The organism is Paenibacillus glycanilyticus, from assembly GCF_030161375.1.
Classification (GTDB): Bacteria; Bacillota; Bacilli; order Paenibacillales; family Paenibacillaceae; genus Pristimantibacillus; species Pristimantibacillus glycanilyticus_B.
The window spans coordinates 124,893-143,067 of record NZ_BSSQ01000004.1; the positions used below are offsets into that span (position 1 = coordinate 124,893).

At 48.4% G+C, this 18,175-nt stretch carries 14 protein-coding genes; all 14 read left to right on the top strand.

Annotated features, from left to right (window positions below; genetic code table 11):
* Nucleotides 1-8: 8 nt before the first annotated feature.
* The 14 genes from QQK89_RS05215 to QQK89_RS05280 all read left to right on the top strand — a co-directional run bounded on the left by QQK89_RS05215 (nucleotide 9) and on the right by QQK89_RS05280 (nucleotide 18,166).
* Complete coding sequence (locus tag QQK89_RS05215) at nucleotides 9-671, top strand: SGNH/GDSL hydrolase family protein (RefSeq protein WP_284237417.1); 663 nt, start codon at nucleotides 9-11, stop codon at nucleotides 669-671.
* A gap of 478 nt (nucleotides 672-1,149) precedes the next feature.
* A complete protein-coding gene (locus QQK89_RS05220) occupies nucleotides 1,150-2,064 on the top strand; it encodes an ABC transporter permease (RefSeq protein WP_284237418.1) in 915 nt (304 codons plus the stop codon).
* A 13-nt stretch (nucleotides 2,065-2,077) separates the two neighbouring features.
* On the top strand, nucleotides 2,078-2,974 hold the full coding sequence (locus QQK89_RS05225) for a carbohydrate ABC transporter permease (RefSeq protein WP_284237419.1): 897 nt from the start codon (nucleotides 2,078-2,080) through the stop codon (nucleotides 2,972-2,974).
* Between the two features lie 115 nt (nucleotides 2,975-3,089).
* Entirely contained in the window at nucleotides 3,090-4,739 is a 1,650-nt protein-coding gene (locus tag QQK89_RS05230; RefSeq protein WP_284237420.1) for an extracellular solute-binding protein, read from the top strand.
* Between the two features lie 128 nt (nucleotides 4,740-4,867).
* Entirely contained in the window at nucleotides 4,868-6,844 is a 1,977-nt protein-coding gene (locus tag QQK89_RS05235) for a discoidin domain-containing protein (protein WP_284237421.1), read from the top strand.
* A 28-nt stretch (nucleotides 6,845-6,872) separates the two neighbouring features.
* Nucleotides 6,873-8,921 (top strand): discoidin domain-containing protein, encoded by a 2,049-nt coding sequence (locus QQK89_RS05240; RefSeq protein ID WP_284237422.1) that lies wholly within the window; start codon nucleotides 6,873-6,875, stop codon nucleotides 8,919-8,921.
* Between the two features lie 5 nt (nucleotides 8,922-8,926).
* Entirely contained in the window at nucleotides 8,927-10,495 is a 1,569-nt protein-coding gene (locus QQK89_RS05245) for a galactose-binding domain-containing protein (protein ID WP_284237423.1), read from the top strand.
* 621 nt (nucleotides 10,496-11,116) lie between these two features.
* The gene (locus tag QQK89_RS05250) at nucleotides 11,117-11,956 is read left to right on the top strand and encodes a nicotianamine synthase family protein (protein WP_284237424.1); all 840 of its coding nucleotides are present in this window, start codon (nucleotides 11,117-11,119) and stop codon (nucleotides 11,954-11,956) included.
* A gap of 64 nt (nucleotides 11,957-12,020) precedes the next feature.
* Nucleotides 12,021-12,596 carry a LysE family translocator gene (locus tag QQK89_RS05255; protein WP_284237425.1) on the top strand — a complete coding sequence of 192 codons (576 nt, stop codon included), beginning with the start codon at nucleotides 12,021-12,023 and terminating at the stop codon, nucleotides 12,594-12,596.
* 19 nt (nucleotides 12,597-12,615) lie between these two features.
* Entirely contained in the window at nucleotides 12,616-13,395 is a 780-nt protein-coding gene (locus tag QQK89_RS05260; protein WP_284237427.1) for an AraC family transcriptional regulator, read from the top strand.
* A 235-nt stretch (nucleotides 13,396-13,630) separates the two neighbouring features.
* Nucleotides 13,631-15,394: a sensor histidine kinase gene (locus QQK89_RS05265; RefSeq protein WP_284237428.1), complete on the top strand. Its 1,764-nt coding sequence runs from the start codon at nucleotides 13,631-13,633 to the stop codon at nucleotides 15,392-15,394.
* A gap of 14 nt (nucleotides 15,395-15,408) precedes the next feature.
* Nucleotides 15,409-16,224: a response regulator transcription factor gene (locus tag QQK89_RS05270; protein WP_284237429.1), complete on the top strand. Its 816-nt coding sequence runs from the start codon at nucleotides 15,409-15,411 to the stop codon at nucleotides 16,222-16,224.
* Between the two features lie 106 nt (nucleotides 16,225-16,330).
* Complete coding sequence (locus QQK89_RS05275; protein ID WP_284237430.1) at nucleotides 16,331-17,239, top strand: ABC transporter permease; 909 nt, start codon at nucleotides 16,331-16,333, stop codon at nucleotides 17,237-17,239.
* A 15-nt stretch (nucleotides 17,240-17,254) separates the two neighbouring features.
* A complete protein-coding gene (locus tag QQK89_RS05280) occupies nucleotides 17,255-18,166 on the top strand; it encodes a carbohydrate ABC transporter permease (RefSeq protein WP_284237431.1) in 912 nt (303 codons plus the stop codon).
* Nucleotides 18,167-18,175: the final 9 nt, after the last annotated feature.

The window sequence follows — 18,175 nt, forward strand, 5'->3', positions numbered from 1 at the left end:
TTCACATTATGAAACTTGAGCAAGAGCAAAGATTTGTTGTAATTGGTGATTCCATTACGGATTGCGAGCGCAGATTCCCGCATGGGGAAGGGTTGTTTCAAGGAGTTGGCAAAGGTTATGTTGCGCTAGTGGACGCGCTGCTTCAAACCGCTTATCCGGAGCTGGCCATACGCGTGACGAATATGGGAATCGGCGGCAACACCGTGCGCGATCTGAAAGCCAGATGGCAATCCGATGTGCTTGGTTTGGAGCCGGATTGGCTGGCGGTAATGATCGGCATTAATGATGTATGGCGGCAATTCGATCAGCCAAATATTCGCGAGTCACATATTTCGCTCGAGGAATACGAACAAACGTTGGAGGAATTGGTGAAGTCGGCGAAGCAAGGCGTGCAGGGACTTGTCATTATGACTCCGTTTTATTTGGAGCCTAATCCAGAGGACCGGATGCGCAAACGGATGGATGAGTATGGCCAGGCTGCCAGAAGAGTAGCGGAACGCACGGGCTCCGGGTTCATCGACGTTCAAGCGGCCTTTGCTCCGTTATTCGAATACGTACATCCTACGGCTATCGCTTCGGACCGGGTGCATCCCGGATTATCCGGCCATTTGGTTATAGCGCGGGCATTGCTGCAAGAGATTGGCTTTGATTGGGAAAGAATGAAAGGTTAATCGAAATGGCGCCTTGGTGAGACATCCTAAGGCGCCATTTCCGTATCGCGTATTCCGCTCTATCGGGGGACGGGTTTGCATACTAACTTATGCTAAGTTCATCTATAAAATTAGAAAATTATAGGATAAAAACTATATTGACGTCCTAAAAAGTATGTGTTAATTTTAACATAGTATAACAAGATGAAATGAGGAGGAAGTATCGATCCTTGTGAATTGGATACCTTTGCCGCTAGCTTTACCGCTAGGCTCTTTTCTGGGCAAACCGTAGTATTTATTCGCTGCCTCGCGAAGATTGGACGAGATGAGTTGTTGCATCGGCTCAAAAATGAATGCGCTTCCATGTACTGATGTAACCTGACTTTTCCAAAATGCAGTTTGTCGTAATTGTGAAATGAAGTTGTCGGGATTATAGAATCGTACAGAAAAAAAGTTAGTTGGTATACTAATTTAAAATGGCTCTTGAAGGGGTGTTTTTTTGGAAACAACCAATAAAAGCTTGTGGTCGCGGATGATGAGGCATCGATATTTGTATCTAATGGTTTTGCCGGGGTTTCTAACGGTCCTTATTTTTAACTACTTCCCCATGTACGGCATCCTCATTGCATTCAAGAATTACAGCGCTTCCAAAGGAATTATGGACAGTCCTTGGGTCGGACTCAAATATTTCAAAACGTTCTTCCATGATCCGATGGCGTTCCGAGTGCTCAAGAATACGTTGCTGCTTGGCTTATTCACGTTGTTCTGGTCTTTTCCCGCACCGATCATTCTAGCTCTGTTGTTTAACGAACTAAGAAATAAGAGATTCAAAAAAATCGTTCAGACCGTATCGTATTTTCCGCATTTCATATCGGTTGTCATTGTGGCCGGCATGATTAAGGAGTTTACTTCGAGAGACGGACTTTTTAACGATATCATCTCGTTTTTTGGCGGAAGCCCAATCATGTTTCTGCTCGAACCGGATTACTTCCGAACCATCTTCATCTCATCGGGCATTTGGCAGGGGGTAGGCTTCGGCACGATTATTTATTTGGCCGCATTAAGCGGAATAGATCCTACTCTGTATGATGTAGCGGAGGTAGACGGTGCCAACCGGTGGAAAAAAATCGTACATATTACCTGGCCGTCCATTCGCTCTACAACCGTCATTTTGCTTATATTCGCGGTTGGAGGAATATTGGGGACAGACTTTCAGAAGATCATCCTTCTCTATTCGCCTGAAACGTATAGCGTGGCGGACGTCATTGGATCGTATGTGTACCGGCAGGGGATATTGGGAGCGCAATACGAATATACGACGGCCATCGGCTTGTTCATGTCCATGATCTCCTTCGTTATTCTGTACTTGACCAACTGGATCAGCCGCAAGGTTTCGGATACAAGTTTGTTCTAGGAGATGAGTTGCAATGAGAAAGGTTAGCTTAAGTTCTAGAGTTTTTGATACGGTTAACATTCTGTTTATGCTGATAATCCTGGTCGCTGTCCTGTATCCGATTCTGAACATTATCGCGACGTCGGTGAGCAGCTCCCGTTATATTTCGACAGGCAGCGTTACCGTATGGCCGCAAGGTTTCAACATAGAAGCTTACACAACGGTATTCAAGGATCCCTATATTTTCAAAGGGTATTTGAACTCTATCCTTTACGCGGTTGGCTCCACCGGCCTTATGCTGCTGTTTACTTCCTTGATGGCTTACCCGTTAACCGTTCAGGGATTTGTCGGCAAAAAGTTTCTAACGATCTTTCTTATGATCACGATGTTTTTTGGCGGGGGATTGATTCCTACCTACTTGCTTATGCGGAGCATGCATTTGCTGGATACGGTATGGGTCATGATTCTTCCGGGCGCGATCGGCGCGTATAACGTATTCCTGTTCCGAACGTTTTTCATGAATATTCCGTCAGAGCTGAGGGAATCCGCTTTGATGGACGGTGCGAATGATCCTGTTGTTCTGTTCCGGATTATTCTGCCGTTATCGAAGGCGCTCCTTGCCACCTTTGCTTTGTTTGGACTTGTAGGGAGCTGGAACAGCTGGTTCGAAGCATTGGTTTATTTGCAGGATCAAGATAAATACCCGCTGCAGATGGTTCTGCGAAACTATTTGTTCACGCTCGATACCAATGCGATCGCGGGAAGAGTTGGCGCCGGCAACGTTGCGATTAATCAGGCGGGGGATTCCCTTGATCCGCAAGCCGTAAGGATGAGCGTCATCATTATCACGATGTTTCCCATCATGTGCATCTATCCATTCTTCCAGAAGCATTTCACGAAAGGAATTCTGGTTGGATCGATTAAAGGATAGGCTCTGCAGCAATTCCGCATGGAGGTGATCAAGCTTCAAGCTTCATTCATGCAAGATCCGGCAAGTTTAGTCTTATGGCATGCTGTCATCCAAACATTAATCAGGAGGGGTTTCAATGAAAAGAAAGACTACGTCTTTGCTTTTAGCTTCCATGTTGGCTCTCACAGTAGCAGGCTGTACAAACAATACAAACAATGCAAATAACGCACCGGCTAATTCGGCTAGTTCAAATACAAACGCGGCAGACAGCAAGCCTTTAAGTTTTTCGGTGGCGCTGCCATCGAATGGCGTTGATAACGAGAACAGCATGATGGGGAAAGAATGGCAGAAGGAAATGGAAGCCTACATGGGCAGGAAAGTGAATATCGACTTCAACTACATTCCTTCCTCCGAATATGACGAGAAGCTCAAGCTGATGATCGCAAGCGACGATCTGCCGGACTTTTTCGTAACCCCGTTGTTCTATGATACGACCGAAATGGCGGAGCAGGGCCAAATCCTGGAGTTAAGCCAATACAAAGACTTGATGCCTAACTATATGAATTACTTGGGCAAGGTGAAGAACGGATTAACGCGGGTGACCAATGCCGAAGGCAAGATGTACACGTTCAAAGAAACGTCAACGCCAAGATACCCGGAAGACAAAGGCATGCTCATTCAGAACACGTCCTCTTACCGTTATGATCTATTCCAACAAAACAATATCAAAATTCCCGAAACTTGGGATGATGTTTACCAGGCTGCGAAAAAGCTGAAAGAGCTGTACCCGGATAAATATCCGATCGCGACAAGATGGAACAGCTTGCGCTCCTTGTTCGCCGCTGACCATGTGAAAGACGATATTTATTGGGACGGTAGCAAATACGTATACGGCGTTCTTCAGGACGGGTACAAAGAGGCGCTCCAGTTCGCGAATAAGCTATACGCGGAGAAGCTGCTTGATCCGGAGTATACGATCGATACCGACGATACTCTGAAGCGCAAAGCTTTAAACGGCGATAACTTTATGTGGTTGACCCAGTGGTTCACGACTCCCGCGGAGTATACGAGAACGGTAAATGACGGGAAAGTATTCGCCGTCACGTTGTATCCGGACAATCCGAATTACGGGAAGTCCTGGCAGGAAGTGGCCAACGGAAATACGCCGGATCTTGGCTGGGCGCAATTCTGCATTAACGCCAATACAAAAGTTGCAAAAGATTTGATCAAATTCATTGATTATCAATACACGGACAAGATGATGGACCTGATTACGTGGGGGATTGAAGGCACGACCTACACGAAAGGGGCAGACGGAGTCAAGACGTTCAACGATGAGTTCAAAAGCGCGCCGGACCCTTGGATTGTAGGGGATAAATACGGAATCCGGGCAAGCAAGAACTATAACCCCGGCTTGCAAATGGTTAACGATGCCAAAGCTTTCGTAGACTTTGCGGCGAAGGATTACACTTACTTCGGAGGCAAATACGAAGAGGTGCCGATTGAGAAATCGCCATTCTTGACCAGCTTGCCAATGCCGAAAAACGACTACGTTCCTTCTTCCTACACCGAGCCTAGCATTCAATTCACGCCGGAAGAGAGCCAGACCATCTCCGAAGTCATGAACCCGGTCAAAACCTTTGTTACGGAGGAGCAAGCCAAATTTGTGTCGGGCAAAGCAAACTTCGACGACTGGACTAAATTTACAGATAAACTCAAAAAAATGGGCGACATCGATAAAGTGCTGAAAATCTACAATGATGCAGCGCAGCGTGCGGTGAAGTAAGAGACCTCAAGAGCAGTTTGCTTCGCAGCATGCTGCTCTTTTTTTATGACCATTGGGAGGTGATGCGATGCAATAATGTGGTTGTTGATCGATGGATATTCAACATTATGGCGATTGGAGGATTATAAATGATGAAATTTCGGAGAACAACCGGAATCGCAGCTTCGATTCTGCTCAGTTTGGCTATATTTCCGGGGACGATGTCTGCGGATAATGCTAAGCCAAAGCTAACGCCAAGCCAATATAGCAGTGAACAGCCTTTTGGGATCCGGGTTGTCGATTCGAAGACCGGACGGGGAATTCCGGCCGTGGAGCTGAGAACGACCAACAACATGACTTTTTATACGGATAGCGCGGGGTATGTAGCTTTTAAAGAGGTTGGGCTGATGAACGAAACGGTATTTTTCCATCTGTCCAGCGACGGATATAAGGTACCTGCAGATTTCTTTGGTTATCATGGCCAGGCCGTCGATGTGACGCCGGGCGGCAGCGTTACCCTCACGATGGAGCGGGTCAATATCGCGGAGCGGCTGTATCGGTTGACTGGCGAAGGGATTTACCGGGACAGTATTTTGCTCGGGCAAACACCGCCGATTGAGGAGCCGCTCTTGAACGGCAAGGTGATGGGCTCGGACTCCGTTCAGACGATCAAGTATAAAGGCAAGCTGTATTGGTTCTGGGGCGATACAGACCGCGTAGCCTATCCGCTAGGGAACTTCAGGGTGACGGGCGCGACCTCTAAGCTTCCGGGACAAGGCGGGCTCGATCCGGATGTTGGCGTCGATCTGGATTACATCAAACAAGAGGACGGCTTTGTCAAAAGCCTTGTGCCGCCGCTGCCGGACGGCGCGAATATCGCATGGGTGTTTGGTTTAATGACGGCCAAGGATGCAAGCGGCCGGGAGCGTCTCTTGGCCGGCTACAGTACGCATAACCCGGATCTGTCGGCGTTTGGCATTCTTCAGTTCAACGACGAGACGAAGCAATTCGAACAACTTGTCCAATTCCCGGATAAAGACGACTGGCGCCACCCGGGCGGTCAAGCGAGTTATTACGAGGACAACGGCAAAGGGTATTGGATCTTTACCGAGCACCGGATGCCAAACCTGCGCGTCCCGGCGACTTACGAAGCTATTCAAGACTATACGAAATATGAGGCATTCACGCCTATGAAGCCGGGGACGACGTATAACGGCGCGAGCACCGAGCTCGAACGGGATGCTTCAGGCAAGCTAGTATGGGGCTGGAAGCCAAATACGCCGCCGCTGAAGCAGGATCAAGAGAAGGAGCTTATCAATCTGGGCGTTATGAAGGATACGGATGCCCGCTATTACCAGCTGAAGGACGCGGATACGGGCGCTGATGTCACGATTGCCGGCAGCTCGGTAGAGTGGAATAACTACCGCCATAAGTATGTTATGTTTGGCCAGCAGATGGGCGGAACGACGTCGGGACTAGGCGAAATGTGGTATGCGGAAGCGCCCGCGCCGCAAGGGCCGTGGACAACGGCCAAAAAAATTATTACGCATAGCAACTACACCTTCTATAATCCGGCTCATGACGAATTTTTCGATAAAGCCGGAGGCAGATATATTTACCTCGAAGCTACCTACACCAATTCCTTCACGGATCACGAACCTACGCCGCGTTACAATTACAATCAGATGATGTATAAGCTTGATCTTGCTAGTCCAGACCTCGGACTGACGCTTCCGGCGACGGATCTAGCAAAGGGCAAACCGATTACTTCGACATCCAGCAAGAAGGATAACCAGGCTGAACTTGCCAATGACGGCAATCCGGAGACGTTCTGGACTTCCGCTTCGAACCGTCCGCAATGGCTGAAGATTGATCTTGGCGCTGCTAGCCGTATGGATCGCGTTGTCCTGAACTGGGGAACGGCGTTTGGCAAAGCCTATCAAATTCAAATTTCCGGCGACGGCAAGAAATGGAAAGACGTATACGCCACCAAAACCGGAAATGGCGGCGTGGATGAGATCACTTTTAAGGAAGCCGAGGCTAGATATGTCCGGTTATACAGTGCGCCAAAAACTCTCTTATCCGTACGGGATTTCGAAGTGTACGGTTCGGCGAACAATACCTGATTAATTATGAATGGAGGAGATCAACCGTATGGGATTCCATCTTCGCAAATTATCGGGAGTAATCGCCGGGGTTATGTTGGCCGCGGTATTATTGCCCGGTGCCATTACGCCGGTTAGCGCATCAGACGGCAATGCAGCAAAGAAACCGGTCCAAACGCAGATTTACAATCAGCCATTGTTCAAAATCCACGTCGTTGACGCGGCAACCGGCAGAGGGATTCCCGCCGTGGAGCTGAAGACGACCAATAATATCCGCTTCTACACGGATAGTGCCGGCAATGTGGCTTTTGACGAGCCGGGTCTTATGAATGAGACGGTATTTTTCCATCTCTCGAGCCATGGTTACGAAGTTCCCATGGATATGTTCGGCTATCGCGGGCAAGCGGTTAACGTAACCCCTGGAGGAAGCATTACGATCCAAATGAACCGGATCAATATCGCTGAACGCTTGTACCGGGTGACCGGCCAAGGGATATACAGGGATACGGTTATGCTGGGCGAAACGCCGCCTATTGAAGAACCTCTCCTGAATGGAAAAGTGATGGGGCAAGACTCCGTTCAGACGATTGCTTACAAGAATAAGTTGTATTGGTTCTGGGGCGATACGGACCGGCCTTCTTATCCTCTTGGCAATTTCCGCGTGACAGGCGCTACGTCGAAGCTGCCGAGCCAAGGCCTTGACCTTGATGCAGGCGTGGATCTTGACTATATTACGCGCGAAGACGGTTTTGTCAAAAGCCTCGTTCCTCCGCTATCGGATGGCGCGGGTATCGCTTGGATTTTTGGTCTCATGACGGTGAAAGACAATAGTGGCGAGGAACGGCTGTTGGCTGCTTACAGTACGCATGATCCGAACCCTCACTCCTTTGGCATTTTGATGTTTAACGATGAGAAGCAGGAATTCGAGCAGTTAGTCCAATTCCCTGGCGTAAGCGACTGGCGTTATGCCGGAATGGGCGGTCAAGGAACTTACTATGAGGATAACGGCAAAGGTTATTATATTTTCACCCAGCATGAGTATCCGAATATCCGGGTTGAAGCGAAGATGGATGCCATTGTGGATTACACGCAATACGAGTATTTCACCCCGCTGGTGCCGGGGACGACTTATGCAGGGGCGAACACGCAGCTTGAACGGGGCGCTGACGGCAAGCTCGTATGGGGCTGGAAGAAAAACACGCAGCAGCTAACGCAAGAGCAGGAGAAAGAGCTGATTGGACTAGGCTTGATTCAAGCGGGCGATGAACGGTATTTCCAGCTCAAGGACGCGGATTCGGGCGACGAGGTTCAAATTGCCCAAAGTTCCGTGGAATGGAATGAATACCGCCACAGTTATGTGATGATCGGCCAAGAGAAGTTTGGCAAAACTTCGCTGCTGGGCGAAATCTGGTTCGCGGAAGCGCCTGCGCCTAACGGTCCATGGACAGTAGCCAAAAAAATTATTACCCACAACGAATATTCCTTCTATAACCCTTCTCAGCATGAATACTTCATCAAGGACGGCGGACGTTATCTTTATTTCGAGGCGACCTTCACCAATTCGTATACAAAAGCTCCCGCCATGCCTCGTTATAACTATAATCAGATGATGTATAAGCTTGACCTTGCCAATCCGGAGCTCAATTTGGCGCCGCCAACCGGACCGGAGCTGGTGGAACTTGCTCAAGGCAAGGCGGTCACCGCTTCCTCTTCGGAAAGCGCGCATCAAGCGGCCGATGCCAATGACGGAAATAGCCAAACGCGATGGGCATCCGATTCTTCCGATCCGCAGTGGATCCAGATCGATCTTGGTGCTCCAAGTTTGATCAGCCGCGTGAAGCTTGATTGGGAAGTCGCTTACGGAAGAGCATACAAGATCCAGGTATCGGGCGACGGCGAGAACTGGACCGACGTGTATAGTACGACTTCGGGCGACGGAGGATCGGATATCGCGAACTTTGATGAAGTTTCCGCCAGATATGTAAGAATGTACGGGACGCAAAGAGGCACGATGTACGGCTATTCGTTATATGAATTCAAAGTGTTTGGACGCATTGCGGGGACGGAAGCTGAAGCTGCTGAACAATTGGAGGGATAAATCCAATGAGAAGAAGGATCGCTGCAGGAATAGTAATGACGGTCTTGTTATCTTCAGGTGTGGTTAACCATTCTGAACCGGCAGCAGCTGCTGACCCCGTATTGACCGCAACGGCAGCCGACAATTGGACGAATCTGTTCAACCGGGCAGGGTATGCCAACACCTGGCTGAACGCAGACGGTATTTATTCCGCGCCGCTGAATGAATTGGATTCAATAGGAAGCGCAACTGGCAGTTCCAAAACTTTTTTCATATTTAGCGATACAATTCTTGGTTCTGCTAATGCAGCGGGTACGATCAGCAATATGGCTTATCAGAACCATTCCTCGGCCATATTGACGGGCAACAGTCCTACTGCCGCAAATATGAGCTTTAAATATGGGGATAAGGCGAATTTGAGTACGGCCGGGGGCAACAACCTGTTTGGCTATACGGCCTGGATGCAGGAAGCTTTGGCCATTGGCGGGAATGTGTATGTGTTTGGCATTCCGTTTGACGGAGATTGGAAGCCAAAGCAGGTTGATCTTATCACGATTCCTATCGTGAGCGGCGAACCCAATTATGCGGCATTTACGAAAACCTCGGCCGTCTCCAAGCTTTATTACAAGAACTCGACCTATCTGTACGATTATGGCGTAGGCATCATGAACAATTCCACGCAAGCAGGTGCTCCGAATCCGGATGGATATATTTACTTGTACGGGTACAGAGATACGCTTGTTGGAGGACAGAAGGATCTGATCGTGTCGAGAGTACTCCGCTCGGAGTTCCCTAATTTCACTAATCTAAAGTATTGGAACGGAAGCAGCTGGAGCACCAATATAGCCGATTCGGCGTCTTTGCTAAGCAATGTCTCGACAGAACTCAGCGTTACGCCGGTTACGAGCGGGCCATACACCGGCAAGTATATAGCTGTTTATACAAGGGCCGTGCAAACCGCTGATATGATGTATGCGATTGGCGACAGTCCAACGGGACCATTCGCTGCGCCGGTCAAATTTTATACCGCTCCCGAGTTTGAAGGCACCGGCGCCGGCCAGCGTTATACCTACAATGCCAAGGCTCATCCACATCTGTCTAGCCCGGGGCAACTGCTCATCTCCTATAACGTGAATCGGATAGGCGGAGCAACGAATACGAACGATTACAGACCCCGATTCGTGAACTTGAATCTTGGATCACCGAATTTGGCATTGAACAAAAGCGCCACGGCTTCCTCTACGGATGACGCCGCAAGCCGAACGGCCGATAAAGCGGTTGATGGCAATGCGGGTTCGCGTTGGTCTTCCGCTTACGGCGATCCCCAGTGGATCTACGTGGATTTGGGTTCTTCGCAATCGATTAGCCGCGTAAAGTTAAGCTGGGAAGCGGCATACGGAAAAAGTTATCAGATCCAAGTATCCAATAACGCAACAGACTGGACGACCGTCTATTCGACAACCACGGGAGACGGCGGCGTGGATGACGTCACGTTCAGCCCGGCAAGCGGAAGATATGTCAGAATGTACGGAACGCAAAGGGTCAATGCGGGATGGGGATACTCGTTATGGGAGTTTGAGGTCTATCGCAATTAAAAGAACGACCAAGGGGCTTCTCAAAAGAGGTTTGCTCGCTAGAGAATGGCTCGCTTCAGTATAGTTAAAGAAGTGATTCTTAATAAAATTAGCTATGCAAAGAGCTATTTTTTGCATGGCTATTTTTCGTTTTTGATCTTTTGTAGCATTCTTAAGCAAATTGTGGGCAATCGAAAGCCACACCCGATCTCTGAGCTGACTTTCGGCAATGGTCTTTATCCGTAACGGAAACGGTTAATTGTGCGGAAATCTGGGCAGTGGTACCTTCAGTTTAACAAGGGTCGGCTTCTTTTTGTTTGAGCATTTTATGAGTGGGTTAAGGGCAGACGGAGCATTAGATGATTCTGGAGAAGCAAGGCTCATGCTTACGAAGTAGCTTTCTTTCAGAAAGCTTTGAAGCGTTCGCTTTTGTAAAGGGCTTCCTACCTCTGAAATATTAATTCAAGGAATCCCTGAGCAATGGCGATCGGAAGAATATTTAATGCGCAGGCTGCTGTTTAGCCCCATCGTCATTTACATGATTTAAGGAACCAATTAACGAGTCCTTCCTTCCCCTTCTACATCCCGTTCTGAATGAATATATTTCTCAGTAGTGGTAGTGGTGAAGGAGGAACGGGGCAAATGGAAGGTTATGGACTGCCAAGATGGCTGATGGTTAACGATTTTATTGCTTTTATCCGCGAAACCAATGAGCTTCTTCAGAAAGAAAGTGATTTATCTCCTGCCAATCCAACGGTCACCGGCGTAATCAACCTCTTGTTCGTGCAGCTGAGGTCCCGTTATTCGCCGGAAGAGGTACAAGCCGTCCTGAGCCATGAGTATATTCAATCCAACCAGCGGCAGTTGCAGGATAAGCTGTCGGAAGCCGAATTCCTGACGGAGCTGAGCGATTCCCGCAAGGCTTGCGAATCGAGAGATTCCGGTCTCGATGCCGTGAAATGGCTTCCTAATTGGCCTGTTTACATAGAGCTGGTTAAACAGGAACTATTCACGCTGCAACAGTATACGGAGGCTAACCGCGAATCGGAGCAATCGCCGATTGTGTTTGTCGGAAGCGGACCGATGCCGTTAAGTTCAATCCTATTGCACCTGTTTGGCGGCGTGGAGGTCATCTGTGTGGAGAAGGATGCGACAGCCTACGAGGCTTCCCGCGCTTTGTTAGAGCATATGGGATTTGGGGCGAAAGTGAAGGTCGTATTGGAGGATGGTTCGAGGTTCGATTACGGTCCGTACCGGCGGGTCTTTGTGGCCAGTCTCGTGAAAAACAAACAAGCGGTGCTGGAGCAAATTCGCTGCACCTCATCGAATCCTCTAGTTGCGATTCGCACAGCTGAAGGAATGAAGCAGATCATGTATGAATCGATAGAGGTAGATACGCTCACAAGCCAAGGCTGGCGGGTGCTCGGACGCACAAGTCCCGATGAGAAGGTGGTCATCAATTCGACGTTGTTCCTGCAATAATATACTATAGGCCATTTCCATTCGGATGTAGGATAAGAGAAGAGCGCGAAAGGAGCGACTTCTCTTGGATACTACATCTTTTTTGTTTTATTGCATGATTGCAACGTTTACGCCGGGCCCTACGAATATCATGATTTTGTCCACCGTAAAAAATGCCGGCGCGAGGCAAGCGATGACGTTCTCTTACGGAGCGACAATCGGCTTTGGATTATTGCTTGTTGTGTCCGCTGCTCTGAATTCGATGCTGATGGCGGTTATGCCGAAGGTCATCACGATTCTTCAAATCATCGGCAGCGCGTATATGGTCTATCTGGCTTACAAGATCGTCAGCAACCATTCGTCCCAAGCAACCGCGGAGCAGACGGCTACTTTCCGATTCGGTGTACTGCTGCAGTTTTTGAATCCGAAGACCGTCCTGTTTGCCCTAACCGTCATACCTGCGTTTATTATCCCGTCTTATAGCGGATTTGCCGCGGTATCCGTTCATATTGCCGCTATTACCTTGATTGGTTTCTCTGCTTTTCTTACATGGGTTTTATTTGGTTCCGTCTTAAGGACGTTTTTACAGAAGCATCAAAAATTTGCCAATCTGGTAATGGCTTTATTTTTGGCCTACGCTGCTGTTATGATTTGGACATAGCTTTGCCGAGGTGAGTAGGATGGAGAAATTTGTTTATAAAAAAGCGGCCGGCATTACAGCGTTGTCGGCAAGCATGACGGAGTTTAAATATAAGAAGCACGCACACCAAGAATATGCGATTGGCGTAACCTTGCGGGGCACTCAGCGATATAACCTGGAGGGCAGTCTTCAACTATCCCATAAAAGCGGCATTATGCTCTTTAATCCGGAGCAGACCCATGACGGCATGGCTAATGACAAGGCGGGATTGGATTACGTCATGTTGTATATTGAGCCGCAGCTGCTGCTTGAAGTGATGGAGAAAAAAGAGGTTATGCGTTTCTCAAACCCTATCGTATACGACCGGGAATTGGAGCGAAGGGTATTAAATCTGACGAATGCCATCTTAGGCGAAAAGGACGAAGCGTTATGCAGCGAATTGTTTCTGTCGCTTACGGACCGGCTAGCGGATTCTAGTCTGTCTGCTGACGCGAGGAAACAGGACCATGCTCTAATCCGGAAGGCAAAAGACAAGATTCATGCCAATCTGGAGCAAGTGCTTAAGCTTGATGAAATTTGCATGGAGCTGGATTTATCGAAATACCAGTTCATACGCCTGTTCAAGGCACATACGGGTATTTCGCCTTATCAGTATTTTCTAAATAGCAAAATCGAACGCGCCAAGCAGCTCATCGAGAGCAGCAAAGATATTTATACGGCGGTAGCCGCATGCGGGTTTGTAGATTTGACCCATATGAATAAACATTTCAAAAGCGTCTACGGCACAACGGCGCTAGAATATATCTCGCATTTTCACTAATTCAAATTTACAGCCTGCCGGCATCGTTCGGCGGGCTGTTTTTTTGTTGATGCTGCTTTTGTCAAAAACATTCAAATAACGCCTTCGTTCGACACAAACGACAAAGATATTGGCAAATAGAACAGCATTTTATAGTCTTCTCAGCATATTGGAAAATACCGATCGTCCTACAATAATGGTTATGAAGCATTTGCGGCTGATTTAGATTATATCTTGCATCGGGGGACAAAGCGGAATGATTGCTGGCTATTGGAAACGGATTAGACTATTGCAAAAGCTTATTATCATGGTTATTTTGTTCCTTATTATTCCAGTCTTGTTGATCGGATACTACTTATTCTCAACTAGCCTGTCGCTTGCTCAGAAGGAAGGACGCGAGATGCTGGAGGAAGTCGTCTATCAATTGAACGAGAACATCGAATACCGAATTGTGGGCTATCAGAACATATTGATGCAGCTTTCTCTGGATTCCGGCATTACAACGACGCTTACGCAATCCTATTCTTCACTGGAGGAGGAAGTTATGGGGCTGCAGCAGCTGAACGCGGCGGTGAATCGAGTCCGTTCGTATTTCCCAATGAAGTCCATTCAATTCTATAAAACGAATCCTACCTTGCATGAGGATGGAGGAACGGTGCTGAATTTGCAACGCGCGGAGAAGGAAGCCTGGTATTCGCCGATGCTGGATAATGACCAGTCGTTCTATTGGTATTTCAATTGGAAGGATGATTATTCCGAGCCTACTCTTTATATTAGCAAATGGCTGGTTGATTATTTGTCGAATGAGAAATACGGCTTCATTCACGCAGAAGTATCCAACCGGGCATTGTTCGACCAGATTTCCAATCCGCTTGCGCTAAAGAAAGGCGGATTTATCGTACTGGATAACAAGGGGAGAGTTCTCGCTAATTTTGTCAACAAGCAGGATGGTGACGGCAATGCCCGGCCTGATTATCTGGCGAAGGTATATGAATCCAGCAAGGGATGGTACTGGGCAACCGTTAACGGTTCGAAAAGCCTTGTCGTATTCGAGACAAATCGGCTGGACTGGAAGGTGGTCACGATCGTCAGCCAGCAGGAGATTTGGCAGAAGCTTCAGCTGGTCAAGAAAGCAGCGGTCACGGTGAGTATCCTCTTCGTCGTGCTGACAGTAGGCGTATTGACCGGCTTTGGGATAAGAACAACGAATCGACTCAACTCTCTCATTCGTAGCATGAGAAGAGTTCGAAGCGGGGATTTGGGGCTGACGATCAAGGTGCACAGTAAAGATGAACTTGCTGATCTTGAAGAGGAATTCAACGCGATGTCCTTGCGGCTGGAGCAATCTCTTGGCGAAATAGCCGAAGCGAGAAGCCGGGTGGAGATTGAGAAATTAAATCTGCTGCAAGCTCAGATCAACCCGCATTTTCTCTATAATACGCTGGCGCTTGTCAAAAGCATGGCGATGGACGTTGGATCCTCCGAAATTAGCAGCACGGTTGACGCTTTGGCTAAATTTTTCAGATTAGCGTTGAACCGAGGAACCGATATTTTGCCATTCTCGGATGAAATGGATCATGTGAAGGCCTATTTGGAAATTCATAAGTCTCGTTATCCGGGTAGAATTACCGTTCAATTTGACGTTGATGAAGAGACCTATTCCTGCAGTATTATCAAGATTACTCTACAGCCGATCGTGGAAAATGCGCTTCTTCACGCTTTTGTTCATACCGGTGGGAGAGGCTGCCTCACGATTGCCGCTTCTATGCGGCAAGATAGGTTATGCATTACGATAGCCGACAATGGATCGGGCATGAGCGAGGAGCAGCTCCATCGGCTGCTGGAGAATGCGCAAGGTGACAGAGTGGGCGGCGGCTTTGGCGTCTATAACGTCAATGAACGCTTGAAGCGGTATTATGGACCGAATAGTCAGATGCTTATCCAGAGTAAGCCGGGGGAAGGGACGATCGTTCAGCTGGTCATTCCTCAAAATCAGATGTCAAATCAAGCGATAAGCTAAACGGGAGGTCGACCATGATTAAGGTGTTTGTAGTGGATGACGAAGAGAGGCAGCGCCGCTCCATTGTAAGGCATGTGTCCTGGGAGCAATATCAGATGGAGGTCACCGGCGATTGGGAAGGGGCAAATGAAGCTCTTGAAGCTGCCAAGCAAAGCGTGCCCGATCTATTGATAACGGATATCCGATTACTGGGAACAGACGGTCTAGAGCTGTCCTCTCGCATGAGAAGGCTTAATCCGAACATCCGTATTATTATGGTTACGGGCTACGAAGAGTTTCACTACGCGAAGACCGCTCTGGATATTGGAGTTGATGCCTTTCTGATCAAGCCGGTTATATTCGAAGACTTAAATGCGGCGCTAGCGCGAATTGGCGAGGAGGAGCAGTCGAAGCTGCTGAAAAGCAAAGAGGAAACGCAGCTGAAGGAGCAGATAGACGCGCTGCGAGCAGCGAATCCGCAGCTCTTTGGCGGTGAAGAAAATGCTGAACAGAAAAAGAGCCATAGTCAGATTGTTGTGCAGAAAGCGATCGATTATATGAGTATGCATTACAGGGACGATTTGTCGTTGCGCTCCGTTGCCGAATCCGTATACTTAAGTCCCAATTACTTGGGCGCCTTATTCCGGTCAGAGCTAGGAGAATCCTTCACGGACCGGTTGATTCGCATACGGATCCAGAAGGCCAAGGAAATGCTGAAGCATCCGGAATTTAAGCTCTATGAGGTAGCGGAGCAGGTCGGGTATCAGAATATCGGCTATTTCACGGGATTATTCAAGCGCATGACTGGGCTCAGCCCGAAGGAATATCGGGATATTCACGGCTACTTATAATCGTGCCATAACAGCATTAATAGCGTCTCAGGACAATTGTAAGCGCTTTACATAGCGATTATAGTTTAAGCAAGCACTGTATTACGTTGGGAAAGGAGATGGACCCATGAACCGATTATGGATTCTCAAGCAAAAAGGCTTCCTGCCGCTGTATATCATTTTACTGCCGGGCATCGCGTTAGTCGTCTTGTTTAACTACATCCCGATGCTGGGACTGCAGATGGCCTTTAGGGATTACAACTTTACGGACGGTATTTGGAGAAGCCCTTGGATCGGCCTGCAAAATTTCAAGGAGTTCACGGCAAGCCATGATTTTTGGAAAGCGACCGGGAATACGCTGCTGCTTACGTTTCTAAGACTGCTGTTCGTGTTTCCAACGACCATTGTCATCGCCTTGCTCATCAATGAAATACGCGCAGCTCGCTTCAAGCGGGTCATTCAGTCCTTGAGCTACCTCCCGCATTTTGTATCGTGGATCGTTGTCATCGGATTTCTTGATGCCTTCTTGTCCATTGATGGAGGTGGCGCCAACTCTCTTCTGCACAGCTTGGGAGTGGAGCCTATTGCTTTTATGGGCTCGGAGACATGGTTTCGTCCCATCTTTATCGTCAGCAGCATGTGGAAGGAAGTCGGCTGGGGCACCATTCTTTATTTAGCTGCCATTTCAGGCATCAATCCGGTGCTGTACGAAGCGGCGGTGATGGACGGGGCAGGCCGTTTCGCTCAGATGCGTTACATCACGCTTCCGGGCATCGTTCCGATTATTTCAATCGTTCTGATTCTGACCGTGCCAGGCTTGCTTAGCGTTGGCATCGATCAGATCTATGCCATGATTAACCCCGCCAATATGGGCGTAGCGGAAGTTATTGATACGTATGTGCTGCGTCTGGGTATTGGACAGGCCCAATATTCGCAAACGACGGCCATTGGACTCGTTATGAGCGTTATCTCTACAGTGCTGCTAATTTTTAGTAATATGATCTCTAAACGTATTGGCGGCGACAGCTTATGGTAGGAAGAGGGTGATGATATGGAGCTAGGTCGATCTACGACAGGAGAACGGGCCTTTAATTGGGGCAATGCTGTACTGCTGACCGTCTTTGCGCTGTTATGCGTCTATCCGTTCTGGTACATCCTGATTCTCTCTCTTAATGAGGGGAGGGATACAAGCATGGGCGGCATTTACTGGCTGCCTCGTGTATTCACCTTTGATAATTATCGCGTCATGTTTTCCGATATGACCATACTGAATGCTTTCTGGATTACCGTGCAGCGCACAGTAATAGGCACGGCAGGCTCCTTGCTGATTACGTCATTTGTCGCCTTTGCTTTATCCCGCAGGGAATTGCCGGGCAGGCAGCCGCTTTTATTCGTATTTCTGATCGTCATGCTGTTCAGCGGCGGGCTAATTCCGTATTACATTCAACTAATGAATATGCATCTGATCAACAACTTCTGGGTATATGTGATCCCATCCTTATTCAGCGTGTGGAATATGTTCGTGATGAAAACCTCGTTCCAGAACACGATTCCCGAGAGTGTAGTAGAGTCGGTCAAGCTTGATGGCGGAGGTTATATGCGCATTTATTTCCATATCGTGCTTCCGTTCTCAATGCCATTGTTTGCTGCTCTCGGATTATTCACGGCAGTCGGGCAATGGAACGACTGGTTTACCGGCGCTTTTTTCGTGAACGATATTCAGCTGCAGCCGCTTCCGACCTACTTGCAGCGCATGCTCAGTACGATTGAGGCCAGTCAAGTGATCAGCACCAGCCAGATGACCACGATTAATCAGACCCGGCTATATAATCCGGATGCCATTACGCCAAAGTCGGTCCGGATGGCGACGATTATGATTACCGTTCTGCCGATTCTTGTTGTTTACCCGTTCGTTCAGCGCTTCTTCGTGAAGGGTGTTTTGATAGGCTCTGTCAAAGAGTAAATTCCGATA

What these genes read in the sequence shown, in the direction of transcription:
- QQK89_RS05245 (WP_284237423.1), top strand. Translation starts at nt 8,927, where the DNA reads ATGAGAAGAAGGATCGCTGCAGGAATAGTAATGACGGTCTTGTTATCT.
- QQK89_RS05230 (WP_284237420.1), top strand. Translation starts at nt 3,090, where the DNA reads ATGAAAAGAAAGACTACGTCTTTGCTTTTAGCTTCCATGTTGGCTCTC.
- QQK89_RS05265 (WP_284237428.1), top strand. Translation starts at nt 13,631, where the DNA reads ATGATTGCTGGCTATTGGAAACGGATTAGACTATTGCAAAAGCTTATT.
- QQK89_RS05280 (WP_284237431.1), top strand. Translation starts at nt 17,255, where the DNA reads ATGGAGCTAGGTCGATCTACGACAGGAGAACGGGCCTTTAATTGGGGC.
- QQK89_RS05260 (WP_284237427.1), top strand. Translation starts at nt 12,616, where the DNA reads ATGGAGAAATTTGTTTATAAAAAAGCGGCCGGCATTACAGCGTTGTCG.
- QQK89_RS05275 (WP_284237430.1), top strand. Translation starts at nt 16,331, where the DNA reads ATGAACCGATTATGGATTCTCAAGCAAAAAGGCTTCCTGCCGCTGTAT.
- QQK89_RS05215 (WP_284237417.1), top strand. Translation starts at nt 9, where the DNA reads ATGAAACTTGAGCAAGAGCAAAGATTTGTTGTAATTGGTGATTCCATT.
- QQK89_RS05240 (WP_284237422.1), top strand. Translation starts at nt 6,873, where the DNA reads ATGGGATTCCATCTTCGCAAATTATCGGGAGTAATCGCCGGGGTTATG.
- QQK89_RS05235 (WP_284237421.1), top strand. Translation starts at nt 4,868, where the DNA reads ATGATGAAATTTCGGAGAACAACCGGAATCGCAGCTTCGATTCTGCTC.
- QQK89_RS05250 (WP_284237424.1), top strand. Translation starts at nt 11,117, where the DNA reads ATGGAAGGTTATGGACTGCCAAGATGGCTGATGGTTAACGATTTTATT.
- QQK89_RS05270 (WP_284237429.1), top strand. Translation starts at nt 15,409, where the DNA reads ATGATTAAGGTGTTTGTAGTGGATGACGAAGAGAGGCAGCGCCGCTCC.
- QQK89_RS05225 (WP_284237419.1), top strand. Translation starts at nt 2,078, where the DNA reads ATGAGAAAGGTTAGCTTAAGTTCTAGAGTTTTTGATACGGTTAACATT.